General features: G+C 42.1%; 16 protein-coding genes. 10 read left to right on the plus strand and 6 right to left on the minus strand.

Features of this window, described 5'->3' with window-relative positions:
- The first annotated feature begins 5 nt into the window (after positions 1-5).
- Both JZ787_RS08475 and JZ787_RS08480 read left to right on the plus strand, forming a co-directional pair.
- Positions 6-389, plus strand: coding sequence for a hypothetical protein (locus JZ787_RS08475; protein WP_062035240.1), 384 nt, complete (start codon positions 6-8; stop codon positions 387-389).
- A gap of 3 nt (positions 390-392) precedes the next feature.
- Positions 393-761 carry a hypothetical protein gene (locus tag JZ787_RS08480; RefSeq protein WP_234965259.1) on the plus strand — a complete coding sequence of 123 codons (369 nt, stop codon included), beginning with the start codon at positions 393-395 and terminating at the stop codon, positions 759-761.
- Between the two features lie 39 nt (positions 762-800).
- On the opposite strand, the gene JZ787_RS08485 is transcribed toward JZ787_RS08480, so the two are convergent.
- Positions 801-1,310 carry a hypothetical protein gene (locus tag JZ787_RS08485; RefSeq protein WP_010325875.1) on the minus strand — a complete coding sequence of 170 codons (510 nt, stop codon included), beginning with the start codon at positions 1,308-1,310 and terminating at the stop codon, positions 801-803.
- Between the two features lie 497 nt (positions 1,311-1,807).
- Between JZ787_RS08485 and thyA the strand changes: the two genes are divergently transcribed.
- The 5 genes from thyA (at position 1,808) to msrA (ending at position 5,554) form a co-directional block, all read left to right on the plus strand.
- Complete coding sequence (gene thyA, locus JZ787_RS08490) at positions 1,808-2,650, plus strand: thymidylate synthase (RefSeq protein WP_346312116.1); 843 nt, start codon at positions 1,808-1,810, stop codon at positions 2,648-2,650.
- Positions 2,651-2,766: 116 nt separating this feature from the next.
- Complete coding sequence (locus JZ787_RS08495) at positions 2,767-3,279, plus strand: dihydrofolate reductase (protein ID WP_346312117.1); 513 nt, start codon at positions 2,767-2,769, stop codon at positions 3,277-3,279.
- Positions 3,280-3,305: 26 nt separating this feature from the next.
- On the plus strand, positions 3,306-4,358 hold the full coding sequence (locus JZ787_RS08500) for a DUF4105 domain-containing protein (protein ID WP_346312118.1): 1,053 nt from the start codon (positions 3,306-3,308) through the stop codon (positions 4,356-4,358).
- 95 nt (positions 4,359-4,453) lie between these two features.
- Positions 4,454-4,912 carry an META domain-containing protein gene (locus JZ787_RS08505; RefSeq protein ID WP_168157992.1) on the plus strand — a complete coding sequence of 153 codons (459 nt, stop codon included), beginning with the start codon at positions 4,454-4,456 and terminating at the stop codon, positions 4,910-4,912.
- Between the two features lie 114 nt (positions 4,913-5,026).
- Entirely contained in the window at positions 5,027-5,554 is a 528-nt protein-coding gene (gene msrA / locus JZ787_RS08510) for a peptide-methionine (S)-S-oxide reductase MsrA (protein ID WP_234965256.1), read from the plus strand.
- Between the two features lie 56 nt (positions 5,555-5,610).
- Here msrA and JZ787_RS08515 read toward each other — a convergent pair whose 3' ends face one another.
- From JZ787_RS08515 to JZ787_RS08535, 5 genes are all read right to left on the minus strand, one after another.
- Entirely contained in the window at positions 5,611-6,015 is a 405-nt protein-coding gene (locus JZ787_RS08515; protein ID WP_058868889.1) for a biopolymer transporter ExbD, read from the minus strand.
- Positions 6,015-6,638 (minus strand): MotA/TolQ/ExbB proton channel family protein, encoded by a 624-nt coding sequence (locus tag JZ787_RS08520; protein ID WP_004692475.1) that lies wholly within the window; start codon positions 6,636-6,638, stop codon positions 6,015-6,017. Before JZ787_RS08520 ends, JZ787_RS08515 begins: the two co-directional genes overlap by 1 nt.
- Before the next feature lie 19 nt (positions 6,639-6,657).
- Complete coding sequence (locus tag JZ787_RS08525) at positions 6,658-7,425, minus strand: energy transducer TonB (protein WP_004692476.1); 768 nt, start codon at positions 7,423-7,425, stop codon at positions 6,658-6,660.
- A 215-nt stretch (positions 7,426-7,640) separates the two neighbouring features.
- Positions 7,641-8,507 (minus strand): formyltetrahydrofolate deformylase, encoded by an 867-nt coding sequence (purU, locus tag JZ787_RS08530; protein WP_004692478.1) that lies wholly within the window; start codon positions 8,505-8,507, stop codon positions 7,641-7,643.
- A gap of 83 nt (positions 8,508-8,590) precedes the next feature.
- Positions 8,591-9,283, minus strand: a complete 693-nt coding sequence (locus JZ787_RS08535) for a TetR/AcrR family transcriptional regulator (protein WP_087527660.1) — start codon at positions 9,281-9,283, stop codon at positions 8,591-8,593.
- 116 nt (positions 9,284-9,399) lie between these two features.
- Between JZ787_RS08535 and JZ787_RS08540 the strand changes: the two genes are divergently transcribed.
- The 3 genes from JZ787_RS08540 (at position 9,400) to rpmG (ending at position 11,412) form a co-directional block, all read left to right on the plus strand.
- Entirely contained in the window at positions 9,400-10,848 is a 1,449-nt protein-coding gene (locus tag JZ787_RS08540; protein WP_168157995.1) for a coniferyl aldehyde dehydrogenase, read from the plus strand.
- Between the two features lie 159 nt (positions 10,849-11,007).
- A complete protein-coding gene (gene rpmB, locus JZ787_RS08545) occupies positions 11,008-11,244 on the plus strand; it encodes a 50S ribosomal protein L28 (protein WP_000048256.1) in 237 nt (78 codons plus the stop codon).
- Positions 11,245-11,256: 12 nt separating this feature from the next.
- The gene (gene rpmG, locus JZ787_RS08550; RefSeq protein ID WP_003654787.1) at positions 11,257-11,412 is read left to right on the plus strand and encodes a 50S ribosomal protein L33; all 156 of its coding nucleotides are present in this window, start codon (positions 11,257-11,259) and stop codon (positions 11,410-11,412) included.
- Positions 11,413-11,420 lie beyond the last annotated feature (8 nt).

Consider the following 11,420-nt stretch of genomic DNA (forward strand, 5'->3'; position numbering starts at 1 on the left):
CTCCCATGCTCGAATTTTGGTTTAATCCCTCAATTTCTATTCTTAAAAAATTACTTATTTTTATCGCAATTGCTGTTGTAACAGGTGTGTTGTATTGGATGGAACCCCTGAGCCTCAATGCCATTTTAATGTTCTTGGGTACGGGGATTATTTTTCTGATTTGTCGTTACTGCAAAATCCATTTTGCCGCCAAAAATCCTACAGGTTTTCTGTATCGTCTACTGACTTGGATTCCGATTGCCCTACTCTTGGCGCTGATTTTTATGAATATTAAAGATGGTGAGCTGCTGATTCCAGGTGCACAAGGGATTGGTTTTATGGCGTTGGGGATTTGCCTATTTTCCCCCCTATCTCTTTTGCATAGCAATACTCAGCCTGAGTCCAAATAAACCATGTTGCACTTTTGGTATTCTGAACGCTGTAGCCGTCAAATTAAACTCATCGTTTGTATTGCCACTTGCGTGATGATTTTTATGGCTGCACAAGTTCAACAGCTTGGCGCAATTTTTATTGGTTTGAGTCTCGTGATTGGCATTGCAACGCATCTGCTACGTGGTATGCAATTGAAGATTGCTCAGGACAATCCGTATCGGGAAGGCTTTTCGCGTTTGGTTATTTTTCTGCCCTTAATTGCCCTGATTTTTTTGCTGGGCTATTTACCCGCGCAGGATAAAATTGCGCTGGCGCTTCAGTGTATCGGCTTTAGTGGAATTGGTTTATTTTTAGTATCGATTCACGCACAACGTGAAAAAAGAGTTTAATCGGGATGCGGAGTTGCTCTACATCCCGTCAACATCTGCTTAATCCATTCGATAATAGCTGTAGTTCACATTTTGGTTACGGTAAACCGCATAACCACTTTGTTTAAAATCAGAAACCCAACCATTGCCTGAATAAGCGGCAATATGTCCATAACGGTTTTTTGCAGTACGGTCGATAATATAAATATCGCCTTTTTTAGGCTGATCAAAAGATAAGTTGATTTTACGATAACCAATGCTGGTTAAGGTCTTCCCCCAATCTGCCGCAGCCACAGGATGACTCTTGAAGCGTGCACCGGCAGACTCTAAGCCAATGCGAATACTTTTAGCACATTTTTGGGTACTGGTTTGACGGGTAATATTTCTTAAAAAGCCTGTAAATTTTTCAATATCCACACGCTGATGGTTACTAATAGCCCTTTCTCGTGCCTGCTTCGAGCTTAAAATATCCGAAGCGGTAACATTTCGCTCTGACTGAGAACGTATTATGATATTGGTTTGCGCAGGCGCATAGACGTCATTCATATTTACGTTTTGATCATAAGGCATACTAAAACCAACTCTCCTCCCAATCATTAGGGGTGTGCAACTTTTCGAGTTCGAAATACTAACCGCTCAGCATTGAACTTTCATGTCGTAAATGTAATATTTTTTTTCAAAATGAAACACAACCTTTCTAAATTTTTCTTTTCTCTGTACTTTTTGAAACTTAAATTAACTAAAAAAATTTACCCATTACCCAAGTCCTTTTTCGGCTTAAGCTCAAATGTTTCACCATCGGCTAATGAAGTCCTTAGATATGGAATGGATTGCCCATCTAAACGGCTGCTTATTTAGATCCAATACAACTCAATTATTTCAGTTTAAATCCTGTACAAAACCACTTTCTAAGCACCAAAATAAATAAAAATAGTCCCGACAATAGAAAATTGAAGCATAAAAAAACGGTGGGCAATGCGGCTAAGCCCTATGCTGCCAAAGTTCCATCCTTGCTAAAAAACAGCTAGAATGCGCATAAGCAATCACCCCCAACATATGAGAGAAATATGCGTCAATATTTGGCCCTTTTACAACACATCCTCGACAACGGTGGCGACAAAGGCGATCGTACTGGTACAGGAACGCGGTCTGTCTTTGGTCATCAAATGCGCTTTGATCTTTCTCAAGGCTTCCCTTTATTAACCACTAAAAAAGTACACTTTCGTTCGATCGTGATTGAGCTGTTGTGGTTCTTAAAAGGCGATACCAATGTGCAATATTTACAAGACAACAAAGTCAGCATTTGGGACGAATGGTCAACTGCAGAACAAACTGCGCGTTTTGGTCGTCCAGAAGGTGAACTAGGGCCTGTGTATGGCCATCAATGGCGTAATTTCGGTGCAACCAAAAAAGCCGACGGTTTGTATGAAAAAGATGGTTTTGACCAAATTGCGTGGTTAGTCAATGAAATTAAAACCAATCCAAACTCACGCCGTCTGATTGTATCGGGTTGGAATCCACAAGAAGCTGGGCAAGTTGCTCTTCCTCCGTGCCACACTCTATTCCAGTTCTTTGTCCATAACGGCAAACTGTCTTGTCAGCTCTATCAACGCAGTGCCGATGTATTTTTAGGTGTGCCTTTTAATATTGCCAGTTATGCGCTACTCACTCATATGATCGCGCAAGTCTGCGGTTTAGGCGTGGGTGACTTTGTCTGGACGGGTGGTGATACGCATTTATATGCCAACCATTTTGAACAAGCGAAGCTTCAGTTAAGCCGTGAACCTTTAGAGCTTTGCCAACTGAAACTCAATCCAGCGGTTAAAGATATTTTCGACTTTAAATTTGAAGATATCGAAATCGTGGGTTATGAATCACATCCCGGGATTAAAGCACCTGTCGCTGTTTAAAGCAGATAAAGCCCAATACAATCTCGCCTTGAATCAGCGGGATTGAGATTTACCCATAGATGTTCTTCCTCTCCTTGAGGAAGAATAAGAAATATGACCCAACATTTGAGCGCGTTATGGCCTTTCAAAACTTAGAAGTTATACATGTAGTCGCAATGGATCAGCAACGCTGTATTGGCAAAGGCAATGACCTACCTTGGCATATTTCGGCCGATCTAAAACACTTCAAAGCCATCACCCAAGGTGGTGTGGTCATTATGGGCCGTAAAACGCTGGAATCGATGGGCCGTACTTTACCCAAGCGTGTCAATTGGGTCATTACTCGCGACACCTCTTGGGCTTTTGAAGGCACAAAGGTGGCTTACAGCATCGAAGAAGCTTTAGCGCAAGCTGTTGCCGATGTTCAAGCTTCAGAAAAACCTGACAGTATTTTTATCATTGGTGGCGGTGAAATTTTTAAACAGACCATCGACATTGCGGACCGTTTAGAACTCACGCATGTTGAACTCGATGTGCAAGGTGATGCGCATTACCCTGCCATTCCAGCAGCATTTAAAAAAGTGGCGTCAGAACAACATATTGATGACAAAACTGGAATTGCTTTTGAGTTCGCAACCTATCAAAAATAAAGCATATTCTTTTTGCTAAAAGCACGATGCACAACATGATCAAAATAGAATTTTGGCGGACACTGGGCTTTGGATTACTCCACACCCTGTTTAGTATTTTTGTCTTGTTCAGTTCAATTTGGCTGTGTTTTGCATTGTGGATTCAAGAGCCTTTGGGCTGGTTGGTCAGCCGTATTTTTATTGGGATCTGGATTGCTTTTGCGCTCAGCATTTTGGGTATCTATATCACCCAAAGCTTTTTTGGTCGTCGCCTCGATATCATCCTTTATCTCCTTGGCTTTTTACTGGCGTTGTTTTGGTATTTTAGTTTAGATGCTCGCCAAGACCGCGACTGGCAACCTGAAGTAGCAAAAATCTTGCATTATGAAAAACAAAGCGACCATGTCACCCTTCATAATGTCCGCAATTTCACATGGCACCCTGACGGCTCCTATACTGAACATTGGGATAGCCGCTCTTTCGATCTAAATCAAATCACTGGGGTCAATATCATTACCTCATACTGGATGGGGCCGCAAATCGCACATACCTTGGTCAGTTTTGATTTTGCCAATACTGCACCACTGACCTTTTCCATTGAAATTCGCAAAGAGAAAAATGAAGAATTTTCAGCGATTGGTGGTTTTTTTAGAAAATATGAGCTGAGTTTAGTGGCCTCAGATGAGCATGATATTGTGTATACCCGTAGCAATATTCGTCATGAACAAGTCTATTTCTTTCCTGTTCGCCTCGGACAGGCTGAAAGTAAAGCACTGTTTGTAGAGTATTTACATAAGGCAGACGAGCTCGCCAAGCATCCTAAGTGGTATAATACCCTCACCAGTAATTGCACCACATTGGTATTTGATATGGTTCAAGCCGTTTCACATGACGCTTTACCGACTGACTATCGTATTTTAGCTTCAGGCTATTTGCCGAACTATCTGTATGACTTAGGCGCGATTAGTCCTCAGTGGGATATGAAAACTTGGTATCAAAAAGCCTATATCAACCCACGTGTAAGCAAAGAAACAGCTTTAACCAGTCGTGAGTATTCACAGCTCATTCGTCAGGGTTTACCCGTTGACCAAACTCGCTAAAGTTTGCAACGAAAAGCTGCAAGTTAAAACTGGCAATCAAGGACAAAATTTGCTTTGATAGTTCAGACGATACATCACAATAAGAGTCTGATCCCATGTTAAAAAAACTGATTGCAAGCAGTCTTTTAGCGAGTAGCTTAATCATGACTGGCTGCCAAACGACACCACCGCCATCCGACACCATTGAAATGACCAACATTCAACAGCTTCAGCAACGGACTTGGATTTTGACGCAAATTGGCAATACCGAAATTAAAACAGCACCCAATGAACGTAATATTCCAAGCCTTCAGTTTTCAGCTGATAACCGCATCAGTGGTGCAGATGGCTGTAACCGCATTATGGGCAGCTATACCGTCGGACGCGATACGCTCACCTTGAGCCAGCTCGCAACCACCCGAATGGCCTGTATCAATAACAGTGCTGTTCCGCAACAGTTCCAAGAAGCGCTGGCAAAAGTGACACATTACCAAGTGTTTGGTAAAACTCTGAAACTACTCGATCGACATGGTAACTTGCTGCTACAGTTTGGCTCTGCCATTCAACCACGTTAAATTATTTCTATAAAAAGCCTGTAATCACAGGCTTTTTTAATCTGTAACAGACAACATTGTACTGAACCAATCTGCCCTTATATAAACAGATATAAACACAATTAGGATTTTAAAATGCAACAAGCACTCTTTGGTGGTGGATGTTTTTGGTGTGTAGAAGCGGTTTATTTAGAACTTCAGGGCATACATAAAGTGACCAGTGGTTATGCAGGTGGAGATACCGACAACCCAACGTATGAAGACATTTGTCGTGGCGATACCAACCACGCCGAAGTTATTTTAATTGATTTTGATGAAACTCAAATCAGCTATGCTCAGCTGCTCGATGTATTTTTTGCCACTCATGATCCTACAACACTCAACCGTCAAGGCAATGATGTCGGCACCCAGTATCGTTCAGTCATTTACTATTTTAATGATGCGCAGCGTGCTGACGCAGAGCAAGCGATTAACGACTTAAAGGCAGAAGGTCTCGAGATTGTGACCGAACTCAGTCCTGTACCAACGTTCTATTCGGCTGAAGACTATCACCAGAACTTTTACGCTCGTAACCCGTCTCAAGGCTATTGCAACTTTGCCATTCCACCAAAACTGATGAAGCTGCGCTCTAAGTTTCAGGCTTTATTGAAAGACAGCAAATAACTCAATAATTCACAATAAAAAAAGCGACTTCAAGAGTCGCTTTTTTTTACATCAACTTAGTTATCGCTGACGAAAGCAATATCCGCCAGTCCAGCTTCACTCGCACGAGACATGACTTGTGCCACCATATCGTAACGAGATTCTTTATCTGCACGAAGTTGAACCGTTGGCTTGGTTTCCAACTCACCCGCTTCATTAAAACGCGTTTGTAGTTCTTCCAAACTAATCACTTGATTATCCCAAGCCACTTCGCCATTTGCATTAATGCTTACCGTAATGGCTTTAGGTGGAGGATCTACAATATCAGCCGTCGTTTTTGGTAAAGTTAATGGAATTGATGGGTTGGCAACGGTCGCTGTCACCAAGAAGATGATCATCAAAACCAGCATAATATCGATCAGCGGAATGAGATTCATCTCATTCATGCCAGCATCGTTATCGTCACCCAATTGAAAAGCCATTAAGCTTGACCTCCAACTAAACCTTGTTGAGTCGCTTTACTTTCTACTGCCGCAGGTGCTGAGTCTTGTTGCAACATGGTATCAATGAGCAAGCCGTGTGCTTGGTCTTGAAGCTCATGTGCCAAAGTACGGTTCACACGTGCACAGATGTTATACGCTAACACCGCAGGAATCGCGACAGCCAAACCTAAACCCGTCATGATCAGTGCTTCACCTACAGGAGTTGCAACTTGCGCTAAGCCCGCTTGACCACTTTTACCAACAGCAACAAGGGCATGGAAAATTCCCCATACTGTACCGAACAAACCCACGAACGGTGCAAGCGATGCAATCGTACCTAGAACTGAAACACCTTTCTCAGCATTCGCTTTTTCAGCAGAAATTTGACGAAGAAGGGCTTGTTCTGCAACGGCTTTACGTTGTTCAAAGTTCAATACAGCAAACTTTGATTTTAACTTAGCTAAAGCTTGTGAAAGTTGAGCATAAGCTTGTTGTTTCAATTGACGTGTACCCATGATACGTAAAACAAAGATGGTCCACGTTGCAATCGACATTGCCAACAAGATGAAATACAGTGTTTTACTGACTGCATCAGCATGTTGCCAATAAACTGAAAAGTTCATACTCGAACTCCTGATAAAGTTAGCGTTTTGTATTCAATTCTAAATCAAATGGTTGCTCAGCCCGAATTGGATAAGCCACACCATTTTCTTTATAAGGTTTAAATTTAGCGCCTTTGACAGCTCTTAAAATCTTTTCATCTAAAGCAGGCACACCACTTGAGCGCGTAATACGGGCATTCACAATCGACCCTTTTTCATTCGCCTCAATCAGCACCACTACTCGACGGTTTTCACCTTGTAAATCTTGATTACTATAAACTGGTTTTGGAGAGCGGCTCCATTGCACACCTGAACCACCAATCGACACCGACTTAGGTGAAGTATCAGCTGGTGCAGCCTGAGTAACAGGTTTCGCTTGCTCTGGTTGCACGACAGGTTTTTCGACTTTTTTCTCTGTAATCGTCGTGGTGACTGTCGGTTTTACTGGAGTTTCGGTTGGTTTAACAACCGGTTTAACCACTTCTGCTTTTTTAACTTGTTGAACCTTTTCTACCTTTTTCGGTGGGGTCGGTTGTGGTTTTTCCACAATCTTCACTTCCTTCGGCTTAGTCGGTTCCTTTTTCGGTTCTTCCTTCGGCTTAGGCGGTAGCGGTTTTGGTGGTTCTTGAATTTTAACGAAGCGAACCTTCAATGGTTCTTTTTCAATCGGTTTGAGTTCAGGAGCTTTCATGTGGTTCACTGCCCACAATACGCCCATATGGCCCACGACAACCGCGATCAAAGCAGCAAGAACTTTCTTTTTCATCGGGTTGGGAGTCTGCATAGGAGAAATAACTGTTGAACTCATTAAAATCGGTGACCTAATTTAAGCGGAGTGGCCACTAGGTTGGTTTCCACTATAACGCTTATCGGTTAGTACAATAAAGTAGCGCAATGATAAATGAGAAGTGTTTTCATTTGCAACTATTAATTTGTCACTTTTTATGGTTTTTTCTAATCATACCCAAACAAAAAAGGCATACTTAATGTATGCCTTTTTCAATCTTGCTTGCAACCAATTTTTTATTGGAAAACGACTGTTTTGTTACCATCAACAATAATACGGTCTTCTAAGTGCCACTTCACTGCACGTGCCAAGACGTTACGTTCAACATCCTGACCCAATTCACGTAATTGATCAACCGTAAAGTCATGGTTCACACGCTCTACATCTTGCTCAATGATCGGACCTTGATCCAGATCCGCAGTGACATAGTGCGCGGTTGCGCCAATAAGTTTTACACCTTTTTCATGCGCTTGCTTGTATGGGTTTGCACCAACAAAAGCCGGTAGAAATGAATGGTGAATGTTGATCACTTTCATTTCCCACTTTTCGACAAATGCTTCATCTAGAATTTGCATATAACGCGCAAGTACCAATAAATCATTGCCTTGCATTAATTCATCAATTTCAGCATAAGCTTCGCGTTTGTTGTCCTTCGTTACAGGGACAACTTCAAACGGAATGCCAAAGTTCTCAACCGCTTCACGTAAAGTTTCGTGGTTAGAAATCACTTTGGTAATTTCGCACGGCAAACCACCACGCGCATGACGCCATAAGAGCTCAAGTAAGGCGTGGTCTACTTTAGACACCAAAATCCCGACTTTTTTCACATCGCTGACCAGTGCCAAACGCCATTGCATTTCATAACGCTCTGCTACATTTGCAGCAAAAGTTTGAGTAATGCTTTCTTTACGAGACTGTAAATTGTCTAGTTCAAACTCAACACGCATAAAGTAACGTCCGCCCTGAGCTTCAGTCGCGTATTGATCAAGCGCAGTAATATTCGCGCCTTGATGATACAAAAAGCTCGATACAGCTTGCACGATCCCTGGTTTATCTTCACAAGTAATCAGTAAACGTGCTGTGTTAGCAGTTGTCATGTTCATGTTGGTTCTTGTTACACCTAATCAAAATAAGCCGAGTATTCTACCGCGTTTCATGCGCTTTCTAAATAGCTTGTTTTTCGGCTTCAATTATTTTTCATATGTGAAAGACTCGCGAAAAGTTCTGACGGGCCAAAACTTTCCAATAATCGCTCATATGTTTCACGGCTTTCACCACGCAAATACGCCCCTTCTAAGAACACCATTTGGCGCAAGGCTTGCCAAACCCATTTCTCTTCAAGATGATTTGAATCACTGATATGCCCAGACATATACAAAAAGTTAGTCCAGTTGGTGAGGACAATCCACAAGTTAATCACCAAGGCTTCTATTTCAGAAGGTGTCATTTGCATTAAACCAGCATCAACAAAGGCCTGATAAATTTTTTGCCCTTGTTGCATCACCTGTCCAGCAAAACGTGGATACATTTTTCTAAAATCTTCGTTATTTTCAACTAAGTGATAAACATCACGATGTAAAAATCGATAAGCCCACAATTGGTTGCTTAACACTTGGAAATAACTAATTTTATCATTCACATCCAAAACACGATCATCCGGCAGTGCCAGCATGTCCAGCGTTTCTTTCTGATACTGTTCCATGAGCTCTTTGATAATTTCACTTTTATTGCGAAAGTGATAATACAAATTGCCCGGACTCATATTCAATTCAGCGGCAATATGATTGGTCGTAACAGAACGTTCTCCACGCTCGTTAAAAAGCTGCAAACTGAGTTGCAAAATACGTTCTTTGGTTTTCAACGTTTTAGTTTGAGACATCCTAAAATAACCATTCATTCAGTGCATTAGAAGACTAACACATAAAGTAACTTGACTAATTAGAGCAATTACTCTAAAAATTAAACATAAATTGAAATTTGAAATGGTAGTGCGGCATGAACAGTCAAACAAAAACAACTTCATTGACACCACATTCTTATGATATTCAGCACCTACATGATGTGCTTGAACAGCAAAAGCACGCTTATTTACGTTATCCATTGCCAACCGCAAAAGAGCGTATTGACCGTTTGGCACGACTTAAGCGTATCTTAGTTAAGTATCAAGATCAATTTGCAGAGGCAATTAATCAAGACTATGGCAACCGTTCCACCAGTGAAACCAAAATTGGGGAATTGCTCACCTGCCTTGAACACATCAAATATTATAGCAAGCATTTAACCACGTGGATGAAACCCTCGAAACGTCACGTTTCCATCATTCACCAGCCGGCTAAAGCATGGGTGCAATATCAACCTTTAGGTGTGATCGGCATTATTACCCCATGGAACTATCCTTTATTACTCTCGATTGGACCCTTAATTTGTGCTTTGGCGGCAGGTAACCATGCCATGATTAAGATTTCTAGTTCATCGAGTAACTTTGGTCGCATTCTTGAAAAAGCGCTCTCTGAAGCCTTTCCTCAAGAATTAGTTTCCGTGACCAATGGCGGTGGCGCGATCTCGGATGCCTTTTGTCGTCTGGCTTTTGACAAACTGATTTTCACAGGTTCAACCAATGTCGGTAAAACCGTCATGTCTGCTGCGGCAGAGAACCTCGTTCCATTGATCCTCGAACTTGGCGGAAAATCACCAGTATTAGTACATCCTTCTATTCATTTACGGGATGTTGCACAGCGGATTGCTGCAGGTAAGCTGTGGAATGCAGGTCAAACCTGTGTGGCACCTGACTATATGTTCTTGCCTAAAGGTAAAACTGCCGAGTTCATTGAACACTTCCGCGAGTGTGTGGAAGAGATGTATCCCGACATTCTGCATAATCCAGACTACACCTCGATTATTAATGACCGCCAATACAACCGCTTGCAAGGTTATCTTGAAAATGCACGTGAGCATGGAGCGCAGGTGGTTGAGGTCAACCCAGCCCATGAAACCTTCTCCGACACCCGCAAAGTGCCCCCTACACTATTAACAGGGGTCACGCCTGACATGCGTATTATGCAAGAGGAAATCTTTGGACCACTGCTACCGATCATGGAATATGATCAAATAGACGATGTTATCGAGTTTATTAATAGCCGTCCGCGTCCACTTGCATTATACTACTTCGACTTTGATCAGGCGCGTGCAGATTATGTCGCACAGCGTACTCATTCAGGGCATTTCGGACAAAACACGGTTTTGACCCATGTCGCACAAGACGATTTACCATTTGGTGGCGTTGGTGCATCAGGTATGGGGAAATATCATGGTCCAGAAGGTTTCTTCAGTTTGTCGCATGAACGGTCAGTGATGTCGAATCCCAAGTTATATAGCTTGAAATTCATTCTCCCACCGTTTAACAAACCAATTCACAAGTTGATTTCAAAGACCCTTCTTCGCTAAATGATCAAGGCATGACCTATCGCACGGGTTCATGCCTAGTTTTAATGAAAATCGCTTGTCTTTTAAGCGCATTTTTGGTATAAAACGCCCCTTGAATGATTTCATCCGTTTACTTAATAACTAGCGCACAATCGGTGCTGTCTAGCAATGGAGTTCACCATGTCTAAGGTTTGCCAAGTTACCGGCAAGCGTCCAGTCGTTGGCAACAACGTCTCGCACGCCAATAACAAAACCAAACGCCGGTTCGAGCCGAACCTGCATCACCACCGTTTCTGGTTAGAAAGCGAAAAACGTTTCGTACGTCTTCGTCTAACTACAAAAGGTATGCGTATTATCGACAAATTGGGTATCGAGAAGGTTGTTGCTGACCTACGTGCTCAAGGTCAAAAGATCTAAGGAGTCTGAACCATGCGTGATAAAATTCGCCTAGTTTCTACTGCTGGTACAGGTTATTTCTATACCACAACTAAGAACAAACGTACTATGCCGGAAAAAATGGAAATCAAAAAATTTGATCCAAAAATCCGTCAACACGTAATCTTCAAAGAAGCTAAAATTAAATAATTTTAGTT

The organism is Acinetobacter sp. BWR-L5, from assembly GCF_039655985.1.
Taxonomy (GTDB): domain Bacteria; phylum Pseudomonadota; class Gammaproteobacteria; order Pseudomonadales; family Moraxellaceae; genus Acinetobacter; species Acinetobacter johnsonii.